Source organism: Burkholderia sp. USMB20 (assembly GCF_000949135.2).
In the GTDB taxonomy this organism is placed as follows: Bacteria; Pseudomonadota; Gammaproteobacteria; order Burkholderiales; family Burkholderiaceae; genus Burkholderia.
In genome coordinates, this window is record NZ_JTAN02000003.1 from 68,772 (window position 1) to 89,911 (window position 21,140).

General features: G+C 68.6%; 18 protein-coding genes. 6 read left to right on the forward strand and 12 right to left on the reverse strand.

Annotation, left to right across the window (positions count from 1 at the left end):
• Positions 1 to 114: 114 nt before the first annotated feature.
• The 7 genes from PL79_RS04355 to PL79_RS04385 are packed head-to-tail and all read right to left on the reverse strand — an operon-like array spanning position 115 to position 6,963.
• Complete coding sequence (locus PL79_RS04355) at positions 115 to 1,161, reverse strand: ABC transporter substrate-binding protein (RefSeq protein ID WP_044845350.1); 1,047 nt, start codon at positions 1,159 to 1,161, stop codon at positions 115 to 117.
• Positions 1,158 to 2,309: an NAD(P)/FAD-dependent oxidoreductase gene (locus tag PL79_RS04360; RefSeq protein ID WP_044845349.1), complete on the reverse strand. Its 1,152-nt coding sequence runs from the start codon at positions 2,307 to 2,309 to the stop codon at positions 1,158 to 1,160. Before PL79_RS04360 ends, PL79_RS04355 begins: the two co-directional genes overlap by 4 nt.
• Positions 2,302 to 3,747: an FAD/NAD(P)-dependent oxidoreductase gene (locus PL79_RS04365; protein ID WP_044845348.1), complete on the reverse strand. Its 1,446-nt coding sequence runs from the start codon at positions 3,745 to 3,747 to the stop codon at positions 2,302 to 2,304. The genes PL79_RS04360 and PL79_RS04365 overlap by 8 nt, the downstream gene beginning before the upstream one ends.
• Positions 3,744 to 4,091, reverse strand: coding sequence for a (2Fe-2S)-binding protein (locus PL79_RS04370; RefSeq protein WP_044845347.1), 348 nt, complete (start codon positions 4,089 to 4,091; stop codon positions 3,744 to 3,746). Before PL79_RS04370 ends, PL79_RS04365 begins: the two co-directional genes overlap by 4 nt.
• Positions 4,091 to 4,885: an ABC transporter permease gene (locus PL79_RS04375; RefSeq protein WP_044845346.1), complete on the reverse strand. Its 795-nt coding sequence runs from the start codon at positions 4,883 to 4,885 to the stop codon at positions 4,091 to 4,093. The genes PL79_RS04370 and PL79_RS04375 overlap by 1 nt, the downstream gene beginning before the upstream one ends.
• The gene (locus PL79_RS04380) at positions 4,882 to 5,880 is read right to left on the reverse strand and encodes an ABC transporter permease (protein ID WP_044845345.1); all 999 of its coding nucleotides are present in this window, start codon (positions 5,878 to 5,880) and stop codon (positions 4,882 to 4,884) included. Before PL79_RS04380 ends, PL79_RS04375 begins: the two co-directional genes overlap by 4 nt.
• Positions 5,881 to 6,963, reverse strand: coding sequence for an ABC transporter ATP-binding protein (locus PL79_RS04385; protein WP_044845344.1), 1,083 nt, complete (start codon positions 6,961 to 6,963; stop codon positions 5,881 to 5,883).
• Between the two features lie 294 nt (positions 6,964 to 7,257).
• On the opposite strand from PL79_RS04385, the gene PL79_RS04395 reads away from it, so the two are divergent.
• The 6 genes from PL79_RS04395 (at position 7,258) to PL79_RS04420 (ending at position 13,409) form a co-directional block, all read left to right on the forward strand.
• Positions 7,258 to 8,148, forward strand: a complete 891-nt coding sequence (locus tag PL79_RS04395) for an IclR family transcriptional regulator (protein WP_044845343.1) — start codon at positions 7,258 to 7,260, stop codon at positions 8,146 to 8,148.
• A gap of 315 nt (positions 8,149 to 8,463) precedes the next feature.
• Positions 8,464 to 9,579: a porin gene (locus tag PL79_RS04400; RefSeq protein ID WP_442861528.1), complete on the forward strand. Its 1,116-nt coding sequence runs from the start codon at positions 8,464 to 8,466 to the stop codon at positions 9,577 to 9,579.
• 39 nt (positions 9,580 to 9,618) lie between these two features.
• A complete protein-coding gene (locus tag PL79_RS04405; protein WP_044845342.1) occupies positions 9,619 to 9,831 on the forward strand; it encodes a DUF3311 domain-containing protein in 213 nt (70 codons plus the stop codon).
• Positions 9,828 to 11,306 (forward strand): sodium:solute symporter family protein, encoded by a 1,479-nt coding sequence (locus PL79_RS04410; RefSeq protein ID WP_044845341.1) that lies wholly within the window; start codon positions 9,828 to 9,830, stop codon positions 11,304 to 11,306. Before PL79_RS04405 ends, PL79_RS04410 begins: the two co-directional genes overlap by 4 nt.
• A gap of 103 nt (positions 11,307 to 11,409) precedes the next feature.
• Positions 11,410 to 12,894 carry an amidohydrolase family protein gene (locus PL79_RS04415; protein ID WP_044845340.1) on the forward strand — a complete coding sequence of 495 codons (1,485 nt, stop codon included), beginning with the start codon at positions 11,410 to 11,412 and terminating at the stop codon, positions 12,892 to 12,894.
• 131 nt (positions 12,895 to 13,025) lie between these two features.
• Entirely contained in the window at positions 13,026 to 13,409 is a 384-nt protein-coding gene (locus PL79_RS04420; protein WP_044845339.1) for a hypothetical protein, read from the forward strand.
• 107 nt (positions 13,410 to 13,516) lie between these two features.
• Here PL79_RS04420 and PL79_RS04425 read toward each other — a convergent pair whose 3' ends face one another.
• From PL79_RS04425 to PL79_RS04450, 5 genes are all read right to left on the reverse strand, one after another.
• On the reverse strand, positions 13,517 to 15,079 hold the full coding sequence (locus tag PL79_RS04425; protein WP_044845338.1) for a methyl-accepting chemotaxis protein: 1,563 nt from the start codon (positions 15,077 to 15,079) through the stop codon (positions 13,517 to 13,519).
• A 435-nt stretch (positions 15,080 to 15,514) separates the two neighbouring features.
• A complete protein-coding gene (locus PL79_RS04435) occupies positions 15,515 to 17,014 on the reverse strand; it encodes an alkaline phosphatase family protein (RefSeq protein WP_044845337.1) in 1,500 nt (499 codons plus the stop codon).
• A 312-nt stretch (positions 17,015 to 17,326) separates the two neighbouring features.
• Complete coding sequence (locus tag PL79_RS04440) at positions 17,327 to 18,097, reverse strand: ABC transporter substrate-binding protein (protein WP_044845336.1); 771 nt, start codon at positions 18,095 to 18,097, stop codon at positions 17,327 to 17,329.
• 150 nt (positions 18,098 to 18,247) lie between these two features.
• The gene (locus PL79_RS04445; protein WP_044845335.1) at positions 18,248 to 19,477 is read right to left on the reverse strand and encodes a cyanate transporter; all 1,230 of its coding nucleotides are present in this window, start codon (positions 19,475 to 19,477) and stop codon (positions 18,248 to 18,250) included.
• Between the two features lie 202 nt (positions 19,478 to 19,679).
• The gene (locus PL79_RS04450; RefSeq protein ID WP_044845334.1) at positions 19,680 to 21,056 is read right to left on the reverse strand and encodes an FAD-containing oxidoreductase; all 1,377 of its coding nucleotides are present in this window, start codon (positions 21,054 to 21,056) and stop codon (positions 19,680 to 19,682) included.
• Positions 21,057 to 21,140 lie beyond the last annotated feature (84 nt).

Genomic DNA, 21,140 nt, shown 5'->3' on the forward strand with positions numbered 1-21,140 from the left:
CTAGTGTTGTCGGCACCGCCGCCCCGGTCAAATCCGCAGAAAAAGAGGAGTGTCATCACTCCCGCAAATGATGGTCGCGGCGCGCACGGCCGTACCCGCGCGCGCCGGTGCCCGTCACCGCTCGATCTGCCGGTTCCAGCGCGTGTCCCACTGCGCGCGGCGGGCGTTGATCGCCGTCCAGTCGACCACCGTCAACTTGCGCACCAGATCGTCGACGTTGCCGAGGCTTTGCTGCATCGCGGCGGGCATCTTCGCGAGGCGATTGGTCGGGATCTGCTTGCCGGCTTCGGCCGCCTTCGTCTGCGCGGGTGCGGACAGCAGGAACTGCGCGAGCTTCTGGGCCAGTTGCGGATCCGGGTTGTTCGCGACCACGCACAGGTCGACGAGCAGCAGCACCGGGCCTTCCTTCGGGTTCGCATACGCGACCGGGATGCCCTTGTCCTGCAGGTCGCCGACGCCGGTCGGCGTCAGCGGGAACAGGCCGGCCTCGCCCGTCTGCACCATCTCGGAGATCTTCGCCGAGTTCGGGATGTACTCGACGACGTTCGACCCGACCGTGCTCGCCCACTTGCTGAAGCCGGGCTCGACGTTCTGTTCGCTGCCGCCGAGCAGCCGGTTGATCGCGAGAAATCCGTGCAGCCCGAACGTGCTGCTCGACGCGGACTGGAACACGACCTTGCCCTTATATTTCGGGTCGGCGAAATCCATCCACGACGTCGGCGGCGCCCAGCCTTTCTCCGCGAACAGTTTCTTGTTGTACGCGATGCCGGTCATGCCGAGCTGCACGCCGGCGCCGATGTCGTCCTTCATCCGCGCGAACGGATACAGTTCCTTCAGCACCGGCGAATCGTCGAGCTTCTGGCACACGCCGAGGCTGACCGCGCGCGCCATCACGCCGTCGTCGAGGAACGCGACGTGGATTTGCGGCTTGTTGCGGTTCGCGAGCAGCTTCGCGAGCACGTCCGACGACGTGCCGGGCACGACGACGACCTTCACGTTGTTCGCCTTCTCGAAGTCGGGCAGCACCTGGCTCGTATAGGCCTTCTCCATCGGTCCGCCGTTCATGCCGACGTAGATCGTCTTGGTTTGCGCGAACGCCGGCGCGCCGGCGCCTGCGAGGCAGAGGGCGGCAGCCGCCGCGATCGTTCCGAGCAGTTTCATCGTTGGGTCTCCTCTTGACGGAAAGGGGCGGTCGGCGCGGCTTGGGGGAAGAAGCGGCCGATCGAGAATGCATCGAGTGGCGTGGCGGTTTCGCCGATTGTGACGAGCTCGGCGAGCACTTCGCCGACGCCCGGCGCGAGCAGGAAGCCACCGCCGGAAAAGCCGAACGCATGCAGCAGGTTCGGCGTGGTACGGCTAGCGCCGATGATCGGGTTGTGGTCGGGCGTGCAGCCTTCGACGCCGCTCCACGTGCGGATCAGCAGCGCGTCGCGCAATGCGGGCAGCAGCGCGCACGCATCGCGCATCACCGCGCGCGTCGTGTCGACCGACGGCTGGCCGAACTCGCCGTCGCCGCGGCCGCGCCCGCCGCCGATCACGCAGTTGCCGCGCGCGACCTGTCGCGCGTACACGCCGCCGCCGTACACGCCGAGGTTGTGCGTGATGAACGGCGGCAGCGGTTCGGTCACCCACATGTTCGGGTAGATCGGCTCCATCGGCACGGCTTCGCCGAAGCGCTCGGCGATCGTGTTCGCCCATGCGCCGGCCGAGTTGATCAGCCACGTCGAACTGAACGCACGGCCGCCCGCAACGACATGAAAACGCGTGCCGTCGTGCCGGGCGTCGTCGACCGGCGTGTGCTCGAACACGTCGGCACCCGCTGCGCGGGCCGCGCGCGCGAACGCGGGCGACACGACACGCGGGTTCGCGTGCCCGTCGGTCGCGCACAGCGAGCCGCCGACCGCCGCTCGGCCGAGCCACGGGTAGCGGCGGCGGAACGCGTCGCCGCGCATCACCTGCAACGGCAAGCCGTGCTCGCCGGCAAGCGTCGCGTAGGCATCGAGCGCATCGAGATCGGCGTCGCTGCGCGCGAGCCGCAAATGACCCGACACGACGAATTCGCCGTCGATGCCGATCAGCTCGGGCAGGCGATCCCAGATGCGCCGCGCGCGCAGCGCGAGCGGCAGTTGTTCGGCGGGGCGGCCCTGGCAGCGCACGCCGCCGTAGTTCACGCCGCTTGCCTGCGCGCCGCAGTCGCGGCGCTCGAACAGCGCGACGCGCAAGCCGTGCCGCGTGAGCGCCAGCGCAGCCGAAGCGCCGACGAGCCCGCCGCCGACGATCGCGACGTCGTAGTGACGGCGTTCACTCATCGCGTGCCTCGTCGGGAATCGCCGCGACATCGTCGCCCGCGAGTGCGGCGGAGATCGGGAACGGCTTCACCGGCGGTTGCGCGCGCAACCGGCCGACGTCCGCGAGCGCGCGGCCGGTTTCCGCGGCGAGCACGAGTGCGGTCGCGTCGCCGCACATGCGGCCCTGGCAGCGGCCCATCCCGGCGCGTGTCAGCGCCTTCAGCCGGTTCAGCTCGGTCGCTTCGCCACCGCGGATGCAGCGTCGCAGCGTACCCGCGTCGATTTCCTCGCAGCGGCACACGATCGTGTCGTCCGGGCAGCGCGCGGCGAGTGCGGCGGGCGGCGCGAACGCCGCTTCGAGGCCGGCACGGAACGCGCCGAGCCGGGCGAGCGTGCGATCGAGCGTCGCTACATCGGGCTTGCCGGCCAGCGACGGCGACGACGACGGCATCGCGATTCCCGCATCCGCGAGCAGCGCGAGCGCCGCGCGTCGCCCGGACGCCTCGGCCGCGTCGGCGCCTGCGATGCCGGCACCGTCGCCCGCCACGTAGATGCCGCGCACCGACGTGCGGCCGGCCGCATCGCGTTCGGGCAGCCATGCGCGGTTGAGCGGATCGAAACGGAACCGGCAGCCGGCGAGATCCGCGAGCTGGGTCTCGGAACGCAGCCCGAAGCCGAGGCCGAGCGCATCGCAGTCGAGCATCCGCGGCGGCGCGTCGCCGCCGGCCGCGCGCCATGCGAGGCCCGTTACGTGCCGCTCGCCGAGCACGCGCTCGAGCGTAACGCCGGTTTCGATCGCGACGCCGTGCGCGCGCAGCCAGCCGATGTAGTACAGCCCCTTCGCGAATGTGGACGGCATGCGCAGCAGGGCGGGCGTCGCGGCAGCCTGCCGGCGCAGCGGGCTCGTGTCGAGCACGGCCGCGACCTGCGCGCCGGCCTTCGCGTACTGATAGGCGACGAGATACAGCAACGGCCCCGTGCCCGCGAACACGATGCGGCTGCCGATCGCGCAGCCCTGCGCCTTCAGCGCGACCTGCGCGCCGCCGAGCGTATAGACGCCCGCGAGCGTCCACCCCGGTACCGGCAGCATGCGATCGGTCGCGCCGCTCGCGACGATCAGGTGCGAGAACGGCACGGTCGTTTCGCGGCCGTCCTGCAGCGTGTCGACGCGGCCCGCGCCGCACGCCCAGGCGAGCGTGTTCGGCCGATAGTCGACGTGCGGCAGCAACGCGGCCATCGTGCGGTGCACGGCATCGGCCTTCGCGGCCTCGAAGCCGTACAGCACGCGCTTGCCGCGCGCGAACGCGCCGTCGGCCGGCGGCTGGCGATAGATCTGCCCGCCCCAGCGCGCGTTCTCGTCGATCACGACGGGGCGCAGCCCCGCGTCGACCAGCGCCTCGGCCGCGCGCACGCCGGCCGGCCCCGCGCCGACGATCACCGGTCGCAGTGCGTCGCTCATGATGCGTCTCCGGCCGTGGCGGGCTGCGCGCCGGTGAGAATCCGCATGCCATCGGCGATCGGCGTCGAGCATGCGCGCACGCGGGCGCCGGCCTCGGTGCGGACCCAGCAGTCCTGGCACGCGCCGATCAGGCAGAAGCCCGCGCGCGGCTTGCCGCTGAATTCGCTCACGCGCAGGCGGCGCTGCGCGACGAGGATCGCGGTGAGCACGGTGTCGCCGGCGAGCGCCTGCGCGGGCCGGCCGTCGAGCGTGAACGCGACGGCGGCGCGCTCGCGTTCGGCGACGCGCACGAATTGCGCACCGTCGTCCGCGTTGTCGGTGGAGCGAGAAACGAATGTCGTCATCAGTGTTGGCCGATCAGGATGCGGTTCAGGCCGTACACGCGATCGAGCAGCAGCATCGCGGCGGCGGTGATGAAGATGACCAGCGCCGATACCGACGCCATCATCGGATCGATCGATTCGGTCGCATACATGTACATGCGCACCGGCAGCGTGACCGTCTGCGGCGACGTGACGAAGATCGACATCGTCAGCTCGTCGAAGCTGTTGATGAACGCGAGCAGCCAGCCGCCGGTGATGCCAGGCAGGATCATCGGCAGCGTGATGCGGCGGAAAGTCATCCACGGATCGGCGCCGAGCGAGCATGCGGCCTGTTCGACGCTGCGGTCGAGGCCCGCGACGGACGCGAGCACGAGCCGCATCACGAACGGCGTGATGACGATCATGTGCGCGAGCACCAGCCATGCGAACGAGCCGGTCGCGCCGATCAGCGCGAAGAAGCGCAGCAGCGCGATGCCGAGCACGAGGCCGGGAATCACGAGCGGCGACAGCAACAGGCCGTTCAGGAACGCGCGGCCGGGAAAGGTCGCGCGGCCGATCGCGAGCCCGGCGGGCAACGCGATCGCGAGCGACAGCGTCGCCGACGCGAACGCGAGCTTCACGCTGTTGACGAACGCGGTGACGAAGTCCGGATAGTCGAGGATCGCGCGGAACCAGCGCAGCGACAACCCGTGCGTCGGCAGCGTCAGCGTTTCTTCGGGCGTGAACGCGACCAGCACGACGATCGCGAGCGGCGCGAGCACGAACAGGATCACGAGCGTATGGAACGCCAGCGCAATGGGGCCGTTCTTTCTCATCGGGAAGCGCCTCCGAGGCTGCGCGCGTAGCGGCGTTCGAGCACGCGGTAGTAGGTGAGCATCACGACGAGGTTCGCGACCAGCAACAGCACCGCGATCGTCGCGCCGAGCGGCCAGTTCAGCGAGCCGAGGAATTCGTCGTAGACGGCGGTTGCCGCGACCTTCAGGCGGCGTCCGCCGAGCAGGCCGGGGATCGCGAAGGCGCTCGCCGACAGCCCGAACACCATCAGGCTGCCCGACAGCACGCCGGGCATCAGCTGCGGCACGACGATGCGGCGCAGCGTCGTGAACGGCGACGCGCCGAGCGACAGCGCCGCGTGCTCGGTCTGCGGATCGAGCCGCTGCAGTGCCGTCCAGACGGGAATCACCATGAACGGCAGCATCACGTGGACGAGCGCGATCACGATCGCGAACGTCGTGTACTCGAGCTTGTACGGCCCGAGGCCGACGAGCCCGAGTGCCTGGTTCACGAGCCCGGTCGTGTTCAGCAGCATGCTCCAGCCGAACGCGCGCACGACGACCGACACGAGCAGCGGAGCAAGGATGACGAGCAGGAACAGCGAGCGCCACGGATCGCGCATCTTCGACAGCACGTACGCTTCGGGCGTGCCGATCGCGACGCAGATCGCGGTGGTCAGCGCGGCGATGCCGAACGTGCGCGCGAAGATCGTGTGGAAGTACGACGAGCCGAGCACCTCCGCGTAGTTGCCGAGCTGGAAGGCGGCGATCGGGCCGGTGGCCGGGTCGTAACGGTAGAACGTGAGCGCGAAGGTCATCGCGAGCGGCACGAGCACGAGCGCGGCGAACAGCGCGAACGCGGGCGCGCACATCAGCCACAGCGGCGCGTGCGCACGCCACGTCGCGCGCAGCGCAACGCCGCCGGTGCGAAGCGGAACGGCGTCGGCCGCGTTGGCCGCCGCGGTCGCGGCCGCGCCCGATGGCGCGAGCCCGGCCGGCGCGCCGTCGGTCGAAGGCGGACGGGTAGGCTGTCGCATTCAGGCCTCCCGGCGCATCACGCGCACCGCGTCGCTGTGCCAGTCGACGCCGACCGGCGCGCCTTCCGCGAGCGGCTCCGCGCCTTCGTTCTGGCAGCACACGAGCACTTCGCCGAGCGCGCTGTCGACGCGGTACAGCCACTGGCTGCCGAGGAAGAAGCGGCTCGTGACGGTCGCGGCGAAGCGGCCCGCGCCGGGTGCGCACAGTCGTAGCTTCTCGGGACGGATGCACACCGACACGGCATCGCCGATGCGCACGTCGCGCTCGCGCGCCGGCAGGTGCACGGTGCGGCCGGTCTCCGCGAGATCGTGGCCGAGATCGATGCGGATCGCGTCGCCGTCGTGCGCGACGATCGTGCCGGGCAGCAGGTTCGCCTTGCCGATGAACTGCGACACGAAGTGGTTCTCCGGGCGTTCGTACGCGCGGTACGGCGTGTCCGTCTGCGTGATGCGGCCGGCTTCCATCACGACCACGCGATCGCTGATCGACAGCGCTTCCGATTGATCGTGCGTGACCATGATCGTCGTCGTGCCGATCTTGCGCTGGATCGCGCGCAGTTCGAACTGCATCTCCTCGCGCAGCTTCGCGTCGAGGTTCGACATCGGCTCGTCGAGCAGCAGCACCGGCGGCTCGATCACCACGGCGCGCGCGATCGCGACGCGCTGCCGCTGCCCGCCGGACAATTCACGCGGAAAGCGGTGCGCGAGCGCATCGAGGCGCACGAGCGCGAGCGCCGCGCGGATGCGCTCGGCGCGCTCCGCCTTGTCGACGCCGCGCATGTCGAGCCCGAAGCCGACGTTCTCCGCGACGCTCATGTGCGGAAACAGCGCATAGCTCTGGAACACGATGCCGAGCCCGCGGCGGTTCGGCTTCATGTGCGTGATGTCCTGCCCGTCGAGCGCGATGCGGCCGCGGGTGACGTCGACGAAGCCGGCGATCATCTGCAGCGTCGTGGTCTTGCCGCAGCCCGACGGCCCGAGCAGCGACACGAATTCGCCTTGTTCGACCGACAGGTTGACGTCGGCGACGGCGGTGAGCGCGCCGAACGATTTCGTCAGATCCGTAAGCGTGAGAAACGACATGGAGCACTCCGGGTTCGCACACCGCATGGCCGGTGCGTCATTGACGCGGACTCTAGCCAGCCATATTTCGGAGCGTCAATTTGGAATTCTGCTCAACGAGATGAATTTCAGAAAAATTCCAGTGAACGGAATGCTTTGCCGAGTCGCCGGCAAATCGTTCCGTTGAATGAAGGGCGGGCAGGTGGTGAAAGACGCGCGTCAATCCCGTGCACACCCGGATGCCGCGCGCATTTTGGCGACACGACAATGGCAGCTGATGTATTCCGTTCAATGAAATCATCGAGGAGAATCCGCATGCAGGAACCGCATTCGCCCGGAACGTCGCGTGCCGTACGCATGCCGGCCGCGGACGAGGACGCCGCCGTCGATGCGGCCGGCGCGCCGGGCACCGGCATGCTGCAGCGTGCGTTCGCGATCCTGCGCGCGCTGGCCGGCATGCAGCAGGACGGCGTGCGCGTCACGCACCTCGCGAAGGCCGTCGGCCTCACGCAGGGCACCGCGCACCGGATCCTGCAATCGCTGATCGCCGAAGGGATGGTCGAGCAGGACGAACAGTCGAAGCTGTACCGGCTGAGCGTCGACTTCTTCGCGCTCGCCGCGCTGGCCGGCAACCCGAGCAGCATGCGCACGCTGTGCCGGCCTGCGCTGCTGCGGCTGTGCGCAAGCCTCGGCGAGACGATCTTCCTGCTCGTGAAGAGCGGCTTCGACGCGGTGTGTCTCGATCTGTGCGAAGGCCCGTTCCCGATCCGTTCGTTCACCGGGGACATCGGCGGGCGCATTGCGCTCGGCGTCGGGCAGGGCAGCCTCGCGATCCTCGCGTTCCTGCCGGAAGCCGAGCGCGAGGAAGTGATCCGCTTCAACGTGCCGCGCATTCGCGGTTACGGCGTGCTCGACGAGGTCTACCTGCGCACCGAGATCGAGCGCGTGCGCGAGCTCGGCTACGCGGGCCGCAACAGCGGCGTGCTCGACGGGATGGCCGGCGTCGCGGTGCCGATCCTCGATCGCACCGGCTACCCGGTCGGCGCGCTGAGCGTTGGCACGCTGGCGTCGCGGCTCGGCGACGACCGGATGCCGATGGTCGTCGAGCTGCTCCGGCGCCAGGCCGATGCGATCGGCCCGCGCACGAATCCGTTCGACGCCGCGTTGCGGCGGCCGATGCACGGTCTATCCGGGAAAACCGCATAGGCGCGTCGCGCGTTACCGTTTCGTCAGCTTGCTTACGCGAGCCATTCATGTCTGAGCAGAATGCGCCGCGTCCGGCGGGCTTCCATGCTTTCTATCGGCTTGCAGACGCGCGCATTCGCCGCCCGTTTCCCCTTCATCCGTCTCCATTCGATTTTCAACTGCCGCCCAGTTGAACATTTCATTTCTTGATGCGACTGCGGCTGGATACCATCCAGCCACTGTCTATACAAGCCGACCGGCGCGTATGGCCAGCATCAACAAAACACAACATCGACAAGACGGTTTGGAGAGGAGATGACGGAGATGGTGCGAACGATGGGCAGGAAGACGGGCGTCGCGTGCATGAGCGCAGCCATGGCGATGAGTTTCGCCGGCGCCGCGCACGCGCAGTCGACGGTAACGCTGTACGGGATCGTCGACGCCGGCGTGACCTACACGAACAATTCGAAGGGCCATGCGCTGTGGCAGTTCACGGGCGGCAACGAATCGGGCCCGCGCTGGGGCTTGATCGGCAGCGAGGATCTCGGCGGCGGCCTGAAGGCGAACTTCCGGCTCGAGAACGGCTTCAACGTCGCGAACGGCGCGCTCGGGCAGGGCGGCCGGATGTTCGGCCGCTCCGCGTGGGTCGGCCTGAGCGGCGCGAGCTGGGGCGCGGTGACGCTCGGCCGCCAGTACAACTCGACGCAGGACATTCTCGGCTCGCTGCAGATGAGCAGCTTCCTCGCGCAGTACTCGACGCACCCGTTCGACAACGACGACATCAACAATAGTTTCCGCACCAACAACGCGGTCAAGTACGTGTCGCCGACGATCGCGGGCCTGCAGGCGAACCTGATGTACGGGTTCTCGAATTCGACGGGCTTCTCGAACGACAACTCGTGGAGCGCCGGCATCACCTATACGCACGGGCCGCTCAATGCAGGCGCCGCCTATGCGCGCGTGAACCATCCGGCGGCCAGCGCGACGGGCGCCGTTGCGTCCGACAACTACTACCCGGGCTCGGCGTCGGTGTTCGGCGCCGGCCTGTCGAGCGCGGTGCGCCAGCAGATCTGGGGCGCGGGCGGCAATTACACGATCGGCGCGGCGACGCTCGGGCTGCTGTACACGGGCTCGAACTTCGGCCAGGCGACGGGCGGTGCGCTGCGCTTCAACAACTACGAAGGCAGCGTGCGCTACCTGATCACGCCCGCGCTGATGGCCGCGGCCGGCTACACCTATACGAAGGTCGCGCGCGGCGCCGACGACGGTCACTACCAGCAGGTGTCGGCCGGCCTGCAGTACCTGCTGTCGAAGCGCACCGACGTGTACGTGAACGGCTTCTACCAGAAGGCGTCGTCGGGCGTGGGCCACGCGTGGATCGACGGGACCGACGGGCCGTCGTCGACGACGTCGCAGGTGGCGGTGGTGGTCGGCATCCGCCAGAAGTTCTGATGCGCTGACGCGTTCGCGCGTCTTCCGGAGGAGACATAGATGAAATTCAGACTGTTGCTGGCGGCGCTGCCGTTCGTCGGGATGTACATCGGCGGCTCGATCGCCGAGGTGCGGCCGCTGCTGTTCGGCCTGCCGTTCCTGCTCGTGTGGAACCTGATCTGGATGGCGGCGACCGCCGCGATCCTCGCGATCCTGTTCCACCTCGACGAGCGCGACGCGGCCCGCGACGGCCGCACGGGAGACGCGCGATGAACGCCTCGATCATCATCATCGCGGCGTTCGCCGTGTTCGCGCTCGCGATCGGCGTGATGGCGCGGCGCGGCCGCAAGCTCACGCTCGAACAGTGGGCGGTCGGCGGGCGCGGCTTCGGCTCGCTGCTCACGTTCCTGCTGATGGCCGGCGAGGCGTTCTCGACGTTCTCGTTCCTCGGCGCGAGCGGCTGGACCTACAGCAAGGGCGTGCCCGCGTTCTACATCCTGTCGTACGGCTGCCTCGCGTTCGTGATCGGCTACTGGATGCTGCCCGCGGTGTGGCGCTACGCAAAGGCGCGCGGGCTCGTGTCGTTCGCCGACTACTTCGCGTCGAAGTACGACAGCCGCGCAATCGGCGTGCTTGTGTCGGTCGTGGCCGTGTTCGCGATGGTGTCGCTGCTGATGATCCAGCTGCGCGGCCTCGGCGTGATCGTGTCCGAGATGTCGTACGGGCTGATTCCGCAAGCGGCCGCGATCTGGATCGCCGCGACGCTGATGGCCGTGTACATGGTCGTGTCGGGCATCCACGGTTCGGCGAGCATCGCGATCTTCAAGGACGTGCTGATCCTCGCGATCGCGATCTTCCTCGGCCTGTACCTGCCGATGCACTACTACGGCGGCCTCGGCGAGATGTTCGCGAAGATCGACGCCGCGCATCCCGAACTGCTGCGCATGCCCGAGCACGGCTTCAACCTGAGCTGGTACAACTCGACGATCCTGCTCACGTCGCTCGGCTATTACCTGTATCCGCACGGCTTCACCGCGATCTACGTCGCGAAGGACGAACGCGCGCTGCGCCGCAACGTGATCCTGATGCCGCTGTACCAGGTGCTGATCGCGTTCCTGTTCCTCGTCGGCTTCGCGGCCGTGATGACGGTGCACGGGCTCGAAGGCGCGCAGACCGATCTCGCGCTGCTGCGTCTCGTGAAGCAGACGTTCCCCGCGTGGTTCGTCGGCATCGTCGGCGGCACGGGCCTCCTGACCGCGCTGGTGCCGGGCTCGCTGATCATGCTGAACGCCTCTACGACGATCGCGCGCAACATCTACCGCGAAGGCTTCGCGCCGAACGCGACCGACCGCGAGGTGACGCGCGTCGCGCGGATCGCGTTGCCGATCTTCACGCTGGTGGTCGTCTACTTCGTGCTGCGCGGCGGCGCGACCTTCGTCACGCTCGCGATCTTCTCGTCGAGCCTGCTCACGCAGCTCGTGCCGATGCTCGCGTCGAGCTTCCTGAAGCGGCCGTTCGGCACGCGGGAAGGCGCGTTCGCGGGGATCGTCGCCGGTGCGATCGTGATCGCGCTGACGAACTACTACGGCGTGACGCTCGCGTCGCTGTTCCCCGGCGCATCGAGCACGCTGACGTCGATCAACCCCGGGCTCGTCGCACTCGCGGTGAACGCGGTGGTGTTCATCGCGATCAGCGCGGCGCAGCGCAAGCTGAAGGCGCGCGTGGCCGCGCCGGCCCGCTCCGCGTGACGACCCGATCGGCGTGCCGCTGATGAACCGCCGGGCGACCGCCAGGCGGTTTTTTCGTGCGGCGGCGCCCGGCCCCTTCTAACTACAACAGGACACCGAAACGATGACGACCGAGAACAAGGCCGACGACCAGGCCGACGACCGGCGCGAAGCGATCGACACCCTGATCGCGAACGGCTGCGTGATCACGATGGACCCGCAGCGGCGCGTGATCGAGAACGGCGCGGTTGCCGTGAGGGGCGATCGCATCGTCGCCGTCGGCGATACCGCCGAATTGCAGGCGCGCTTCCGTGCCGCGCGCACGATCGACGCACGCCGCAAGGCCGTGCTGCCGGGCCTGATCGATGCGCATGCGCACGCGGGCCACGCGATGCTGCGCACGATCGGCGGCGCGGACGGCGATGCGTGGTCGGCCGCGGCCGAGACGATCTACACGCGTGCATCCGACGAGGCGTTCTGGGAAACCGAATCGCATCTCGCGGCGCTCGAACGGCTGAAGGCCGGCGTGACGACGGGCGTGTCGCTGCTCGGCGGCGGCAACTCGATCATGCGCGTCGACGATCCCGTCTACGCGCGGCGTCATTGCGATGCCGTGGTGCGCACCGGCACGCGCTCGATCGTCGCCGCCGGCCCGTCGCGCCCGCCCGCGCCGCGTGCATACACGCGCCACGCGCCGGACGGCAGCGACACGCGCGACATCGATTTCGACACGATGTACGACGTGTGCGAACGCATCGTCGACGAATGCCACGGCGACGCCGACGGTCGAATCCGGATCGCGATCACGCTGCCGGTGTACGGGCCCGAGCACGACCCGGAGCTCGTGCAGTACGAGCGGGATTTCCGCGATCAGGCCGCACGCTACGGCGCGCTTGCGCGCGAGCGCGGCCTGACGTTCACGCAGGACGGGCACCGCGCCGGCACGCTCGCGTTCGCGCATCGCGAGCTCGGACTGCTCGGCCCGACGTCGTTCATGTCGCACAGCATCGACCTGACCGACGCCGACATCGCCGCGTGCGTGGAAACCGGCACCGCGATCGTCCACAACCCGAGCGCGATCATGTCGATCATCGGCCGCTGCCCGGTGCCCGAGCTGATCGATGCGGGCGTGACGGTCGCGATCGCGTCGGACGGCGCGGCGCCCGATCGCGGCTACGACATGTTCCGTCACATGTGGCAGTGCATGCACTACCATCGCCGCCATTTCCGCGACCCCGACGTGCTGCCGCACGGCAAGGTGCTGGAGATGGTGACGATCGACGCGGCGAAGGCGCTGTCGCTCGATCACGAGATCGGCTCGCTCGAAGCCGGCAAGCTCGCCGACCTCATCCTCGTCGACCTGTTCCGCCCGCACATGATGCCGATGAACATGCCGGTGTATCGCGTCACGTGTTTCGCGAACGCGGCCGACGTGTGCATGACGATGGTCGGCGGCCGCGTGCTGATGGAGGATCGGCGCGTGCTGTCGGTCGACGAGAACGCGATTCTCGAGCGCGTGATGGAAGTCGCGGAGACGATGATCGAGCGCAGCGGGTTGCGTCGCCTGCTCGACGAACCGAAGACGCTGTGGGGGCGCAGCCGCTACTGAACGATGCCGCGCGGGCCGGCATTTGCGCGGTGCGATGTCGGCGAGGCCGGTCCTTTCGGGGCCGGCTTTTTTTCTGGTTTCGCCGCCGACGGACATGCTAGGATTTCTCTCAAACAACTTCGGAGACAGCTATGCCGTTCATCTGCGAAAACGTTGAATGTCGTGCCGTGCTGGCGCGCGGGCAGGTCAAGTCTCGCCAGGATGATGCGGGATGGTGCTTCTACTGCCCGGACTGCAAGGCCAGGAACGAGTTGATGGCGATCGGCACGGCCGATGGCTCCGTCGAGCTGGTTCAGCCGGAGCGGGCGAGCCCGCCGCACAAGGTCGTCGCGACGGCCCGGCCACTGGACGACGGTAAATACGCGGCGCAGTTGCGCGTTCAGCGGGCGCTGGCGGTGAGGGGAACCTACGCGGCCGAAGAGCACTGGGAGCAGCTCGGTGTATTCCCCGATGCGCAGGAGGCTGTCGAGCATGCGAAGTCGTTCGCAACCGACCTGCTGGAGCGGGCGGTCTAGTCACACACGGCACACCGCACACCGGCGATCCACCTGTTTCCCGTCACGACACCGGGCTGCGGCCCGGGTGGCGTGACGGGCCGGCCAGCCCGCCACGGGCCGTTACATCACGCCGCCGCCGCTTCTCGCAGACGGAATTGCGCGACGGCATCGCTGAGCCGCGCGCCCTGATCCTCGAGCGACAGCGCCGCGGCGGCCGCTTCCTCGACCAGCGCGGCATTGCGCTGCATCGTCTGCTCCATCTGGATGACCGCGGCATTCACCTGCTCGATGCCGGCGGACTGCTCGTCGAAGGCGATGCTCGTTTCGCCCATGATCGCATTCACGCGCTCGACCGCGACGACGAGCTCGGTCATCGCCGACCCGGCGAGTGCGACGAGGCCGCTGCCGTCTTCGACGCGCTGCGCGGAATTGCCGATGAGTTCGCGAATCTCCTTCGCCGCCGATGCGCAGCGCTGTGCGAGCCCGCGCACCTCGGTCGCGACGACGGCGAAACCGCGCCCCTGTTCGCCCGCGCGCGCCGCTTCGACGGCGGCGTTCAACGCGAGGATGTTGGTCTGGAATGCGATGCTTTCGATCACGCCGACGATGCCGGAAATCCGCGCGGAGCTGTGCGAGATCGCCGACATCGTCTCGACGACGCGCTGCATCGCGTCTCCGCCTTTTGCCGCGATGCCGGCCGCACCCTCGGCGTAAGTGCGCGCATCGCGTGCGTTGTCCGCGTTCTGGCGTACGGTTGCCGTCAGCTGCTCCACGCTCGCCGCGGCTTGCTGCAGCGAGACGGACTGCTGCTCGGTGCGCGCGGACAGGTCGACGTTGCCGCTCGCGATCGTGCGCACGTCGCCGACGATCGTCTCGGTGCTCGCGCGCACCTGGCTCACGGTTTCGACGAGGCCGTCCTGCATGCGCTTCAATGCACTCAACAGATACGCCATTTCGTTTTCGCCCGGAATGACGACCGCGCCGGTCAGGTCGCCTTTCGAGATCCTGTCGAAATGCGCGACGGCGAGATGGATCGGCGCGATGATCGCCTTCGCGAGCACGCGCTGCGCCAGGAAGCCGACGACCAGCGCGAAGGCGGCGACCGCCGCCATGGCCCACACGATCCGGTGGAAGCGTTCCCCGGCCGCGTCGTAGCGCGCCTTCTGGCGCGCGACCTGGAACGATTCGAGCGCATCGATCGCTTCCTGGTAGGCAGTGAAGAGGGCCGGCGGCGCGGTGCGGTGCGTGTCGAGGAAGTCGAAGGCGTTGTCGTGGTCGAGTTGCGACATCGCTTTCAGGAAAACCTGATCGAGCAAGGTGCGACGGCGCTGCTGCAGCGTATCGAACAAGGCCTGCTCGTCGGCATCGCGCGCATGCAGCCGCGAGTACGCGTCCAGTTCGTCGTCGCTCTGCTTGAGGAGCGTGTGGAGCTGCGCGATTTCCGCCTTCGCGGGCTGGCCGGCGCTGATGATCTGCGCGACGTCGCTGACGCGTTCGCGCAGCACGAGCATGCGCTCCGAGCTGGTTTTCAGGTGCAGCAGCGACGCGGTGTCGTCGCGGTACATCGCTTCGAGCGAGCCGTTGCCGGCGTAGAGCGCGGCGATGCACGCGCCGACGACGAGTACGAGCAGCGCCGTATAACCGGCGACGGTCGCGACGAGGCCGCCGCGGATGGTGAGTTTTCGCATGACGTTCCCTTGCCGGCGGCCCGACGGGCGGCCGACGGCGGATATGGATTCCGGATCACGAACGACGACGGGCGCCGCGTTGCAAGGCGGGGCGCCGGGACTGCGAACGGGTTAACGGCGGGCCGGGCGAGGGGGTTTTATCTGCACGCGACGCGAATCTGAATGATTGCGACAGCGGGGGACGGAGGGTGGATGCGCGCGCGTGAAGCGCGCCGCGCCGATCGTCGAGGCCACGTCGCATGCGCCGCTCGGGATGCACGCGAATTGTCCGTGGCCCCGGCCATCTGCTAGTTGCCATCACCCAGTCGCGACCGGATCTCGGCGATCGACAGATCGCGCTGATGCGTGGCGAACTGCCGGGTATAGCCCTACGGATCCCCGGCCATCGCTCGCCTGTCGCCGTATCGCGTGTCGGCCGTCGCCTCCACGCGGCCGTCAGCCTTCGGTTCTGAATCCCAGTGCCGCAGCCTTCGCGCGCAACTCGGCGAAGCGGTCGACCGCCGGATTGGTTGCGGGATTGGCCGCCGGATTGGCCGCCATTTGCGACGGATCCACGCCGGTAACCGAACCGGGCGACGAGGGCGCGCTTGTCCCCGGACAGGTTCCGCCGAACGGACCTTGCGGGACCGTGAACGCCGGCGCGTCCGTGCGCGGCGCGTCGTTGAAATCGAGCGCGTAAGCGAGATTGAAGGTCGCCGGATCGCTGCCGCGCACGCCGAGCGGCTTCAACCCGAAACGCCATTGCAGCAGCGCGTGAATCGAGCTCGGGTCGAACGGGTAGCGCGTCACCGCGCCTGCCCGAACGCGCGGGCCGAGCAGGGCGAGCGGCACGCGAAAGCCGAGCTTGCCGTCGTTGCCGAGCGCGAGCTCGTTGTTGCTGATTGGCCGGATCGGCGGCACCGCGTGCTCGAGAAACCCGCCCCACTCGTCATATACGACGATCATCAGCGTGCGGTTCCAGGTGGGACTCGTGCGCAGCGCGTCGTACACCTGGTTGAGAAATGCCTGCCCGTCGCGGATGTCCGCATGCGGATGGTCGTCCGCGGACGCACCTTGCAGCTCGCCCGCGAAAACCGGGTCGACCATGCAGAACGGCGGCAGCGTTCCCGCCGCCGCGCTCGACAGGAAATCCGCGAACACATGCGAGATGCCGAGATAGCGCGTGCCATACAGCGCGGTGAACGGCACGTCGTGGTAGTAGTAACTGCAACCGATGCCGGCGTCGCTCAGGTTGTCCCAGATCGTGCGCAGCGACGAATTGTCGGGGGTATCGGTGAGGCGGTCGGTGGCGCCGCTGTGCAGGTAGAGGCGATTCGGAAACGTATTGGTCAGCACGCCGCTGAAGTAGAAGTCGCCGATGGTGTAGCTGCTTGCCGCCGCGCTGAAGAACGGCAGGTCGGCCGACGTGTAATAGCCGATGGGCAGCAGGTCGCCCTGGGTCAGGCTCGTCCCGGGCGTCAGGAGCCAGCCGTTCATCTCGCCCGAAGCCAGTTGCGTGCGCGCACCCTGGTAGGTGTGGTTCGGGTCGTGGTACGCGCATGCCTGATAGCCGTAGGCGGGATTGGCCGACAGCGGAAACGGTGCGTTGGTCCCGCCGAACGCGTCCCTGAACTGCCGATTGGCGGGCATCCCCTCGGCACCCGGCACCCAGCTCATGAAATGGTCGAACGATCGATTTTCCATCGTGACCAGCACGATGTGGTCGATGCCGGAACTCGCCGGATCGGGCAACGCCGGCCGCGGCAGGCTGTAGCGATTGCCGCCGTTCGGCGACGGCGTGTCGCCGATCGATGGGGCGCGCGCATTGCCGTCCACGGCCGATATGCCGTCCCCTCCGCCGCCGCAACCCGGCAGTGCGACACTGCCGGCCACCGCGGCAACGCCGGCGAGAAAGCGGCGGCGATCGTAGCGGCGATATGCATTCGTCTCGTCCATGACAACGTCTCCTTCGTTATTAAATGCGGCGCTGGCCAGCCGATCACGCATCGCGGCAGCCGCGAAGCGACGCGCGCTCGCCGTTCGAACAGGCGAGCGGGCGCAAGGCGCAAGCTTCGTGCCTGTCGCTGAACAGGTGGCACTTCGTCGGTGATTGCGAATAGCGAAGCCGCCGTCAGACGATGGGTCGATGCCATTGCACCGGGCGTGGGTCGAAAGGAGTTGACGAACCGGTTCCGGAAAAGAAGAAAGGGGCGTCGCACTCGCATGCGCCGCCCCCTTTGAGCCACCGGCCGCAACCGGCCGTGTCCGTCAGTTGTAGATATCGAACGAGAAATACTTCTTCGCGATCCGCTGATACGTGCCGTCCTGGATCAGGCTGGCGAGCGCCTGGTTGATCTGCGTGCGCAGCGCGTCGTCGTCCTTGCGCACGCCGATCGCCGAACCGACGCCGAGCGTCTTCGGATCATGCAGCGGCGGCCCCGCGAACGCGAAGTTCGCGCCCTTCGCGGTCTTCAGGAAGCCGAGATCGGCCTGTACCGATGATTGCAGCGACGCGTCGAGACGACCGGAAATCAAATCCTGATAGACGAGGTCCTGCGTCTGGTACGTGCGCACGATCACGCCCTTCGGTTCCCAGTACGTGCGCGCATAGGTCTCCTGCGTCGACCCCTGTTCGACGCCGACGCTCTTGCCGGCCAGCGACTCGGCCGTCGGCTGCAGGTTCGCGCCGCGTCGCGCGACGAGGCGCGGCGGCACGTTGTTGATCTTGTCGGTGAACGCGATCTGCGCGAGGCGCTTCTCGGTCACGCTCATCGACGACAGCACGCCGTCGAACTTGCGCGCCTTCAGCGCCGGGATCATCCCGTCGAAGGCGTTCTCGACCCACACGCAGCGCACCTTCATGCGTTCGCAGATCGCGTTGCCGAGATCGATGTCGAAGCCGACGAGCGTGCCGTCGGGTGCGAGCGATTCGAACGGCGCGTAGCTGGGATCGACGCCGAGGCGCAGGACGGCCGGGTCTTTCGCGGCGGTGGCGCCGGCCGTCAGCGCGAGCGCGACGGCGATGACGAGCTTTTTCATGATTGTCTCCTTACCGATTGATGTCGTTCTGGGGTGAAGCGAATGGCGGCCGATGGGCGTGACGGCCCGCGCCCGGCCATGCGCGGGCGGCTGGACGAGCGCCGCAAGCGGCCGGCGATCGTCCGGATCAGGGAATCCGGTGGTGCGGTGTCAGCGCGCGGCGCCGGTGACGCGCGCCATGCTGCGCCGGTAGCCGGCGGGCGAGAACGTGGCGTTCAGCGCGGCCATCGACGCGATCACGCCGAGATGCATCCACCACGCGATCGCGAAACCGCCGCCGGCGTCGCGCAGCCAGCCGATCAACCACGGGCTCGCGGCGACGGTCAGGAAGCCGACGCCCTGCACGAACGCGGCGAGCGCACCCGCGAGCCGCGCATCGGGCAGGTGGTCGAGCGTGACGATCAGGCTCATCGAGAAGAAGCCGCCGAGCCCGATGCCGACGCTCGCGACCCACACCCACGGCGCGAGCGCGGGCATCGTCGCGAAGCCGGCGAAGCCGGCCGTCTGCAGCGCGAGCGTGAGCCACAGCACCGGGCGGCGATCGTGCGAACGTTTCGCGAACATCGGCATCGCGAGCGCGCCGGCCGCCTGGAACAGCGCCATCCACGCGAGCAGGTTGCCGCTCGCCTGCGGGTTCATGCCGACGCTGCGATAAAACGCGGGCAGCCACGCGACCAGGCTCGCATAGCCGCTGTTGCTGAGGCCGAAGAACAGCGCGAGTTGCCATGCGCGCGGAATGCGTACGAACGCGGCGACGGGCGCCGATGCCGCCGCCGCATGCAGCGCGTCGCGCGGCGCCTTCGCGCGCCACAGCGCGAGCGTGACGAGCGCGGGCACGGCCCACACGGCGAGCGACAGATGCCAGCCGCCGTGCGCGGCGAGCCACGGACTCGCGACCGCGCCGAACGCACCGCCGCCGACCAGCGCGGCCGAATAGAGGCCCATCGCGAGCGGCAGCCGGTCGACGAACCAGCGCTTGGCGAGGCCCGGCGCGAGCGACTGCACCACGGCGACGCCCGCACCCGCGACGATTGCCGTGACGGCCAGTCCGGTGCTGCCGTCGCTCCACAGGCGCGCGGTACAACCCGCGGCGATCAACGCCAGCGCGGCGAGCAGCGCGCGCTGCTCGCCGACGCGCCGCGCGAGCCCGACGCCGATGCTGGCGACGACACCCATCAGCACGAACGGCAGCGTGGTCAGCAGCGCCGCCGCGCGGAAACCGAGGCCCGTGTCGGCACGCACGAGGTCGAGCACGGGGCCGAACGCGGTCAGGAACGGACGCAGGTTGAGCCCGGCCAGCACCAGCAGCGCGAGCGCGCCATAGGACACGGAAGCCGCATGCGGGCGGGAAACGGCTTGCGCGGTGCCGGGGTCGGTCATCGGAATGCTCCAGAGGGGGCCGGTGGCCCTGTGATGCGATGCCGAAAGGGTAAAGGCGCGCTCGTCCAGGTGAAAATTAAATATTCGACTGGCGATCAGTGCGGTTTGCAATGGCACGGCGCCGCGTGACGGGGCCGGATGGGCAAGGTGCAGCGCGCGTGCATGACGGGCGCGCAGGATGCACGCCCGTTTCCGCGATCCTTCATTCGACCGGATGCAGATCCTGCAGCAAGGTCGGCACGAGCTCCGACACGGTCGGGTGGATGTGCATCGTGCGGCTGATCGTCGTGTACGGCGCGCCGGCGGCCATCACGTCGAGCATGCCGTGCACGACCTCGTCGCCGGTCACGCCGAGGATCGACGCGCCGAGAATCGCATGGCTGTCCGCGTCGACGATCACCTTCATGTAACCCAGGCTCTCGCCTTTTTCCACCGCGCGGCCGACGCGCGTCATCGGCCGCGTGCCGACCAGCAGCCGGCGGCCGGTCTGCTTCGCTTCCGCGAGCGTCATGCCGATGCGGGCGAGCGGCGGATCGATGTACATCGCGTACGCGTTGATGCGGTCGGACACCTTGCGCGGATCGTTGTCGAGCAGGTTGGCCGCGACGATCTCGTAGTCGTTGTACGCGGTATGCGTGAACGCGCCGCGCCCGTTGCAGTCGCCGAGCGCCCAGATGCCGGGCACGCTGGTGCGCAGCTGGTCGTCGACCGTGATGTAGCCGCGCGCGTCGGTCGCGACGCCGGCCCGCTCGAGCCCGAGATCGTCGGTGTTCGGCACGCGGCCGACCGCGAGCAGCAGGTGCGAGCCCGCGACCTCGCGGCGGCCGCCGGTGCAGTCGAGGCCGACCGCGACACCGTCGCCGTCGCGCCGTGCGCTCAGGCAGTTCGCGTCGAGCTGCACGTCGATGCCTTCGTTCTCGAGAATCTCGCGCACGGCCTGCGACACGTCCTCGTCCTCGCGATGGATCAGGCGCGCGCCTTTCTCGACGATCGTGACCTTCGAGCCGAAGCGGCGATACATCTGGCCGAATTCGAGCCCGACGTAGCTGCCGCCGATGATCACGAGATGCTCCGGCAGGAAGTCGACGTCCATCATCGTCGAGTTGGTCAGATAGGGCACCGAGTCGAGGCCCGGCATCGGCGGGATCTGCGCGCGTCCGCCGACGTTGATGAAGATGCGTTCGGCCTCGAGCACGTCGTCGCCCACGCGCACCGCATCGGGCCGCTCGAATCGGGCATGACCCTGAAACACCGTCGTGTGGTCGAGCCCGCGCACCCATTGCTCGACGTTGTGGTTCGAGCGGCCGGAGATCCGGTCCTTGCGCGCCTTCACGGCCTTCATGTCGACGCTGACGGGCCCGACCGACACGCCGTACTCCTGCGCGCGCCGCGCGAGTTGCGCCGCATACGCGCTCGCGATCAGCGTCTTGGTCGGGATACAGCCGGTGTTCACGCAGGTGCCGCCGAAGCGGCCGCGTTCGACGATCGCGACTTTCATGCCGGCGCCGGCGAGCCGCGCGGCGAGCGGCGGCCCGGCCTGGCCCGTGCCGATGACGATCGCATCGAAGTGTTGCGTCATGACGTCCTCCTGCGCTGGTGCAACGTGGGAAGGGACCACGCGCAAGCCGCATGCCGCGCCGGCGCGCGCCCGAACGGCGACGAG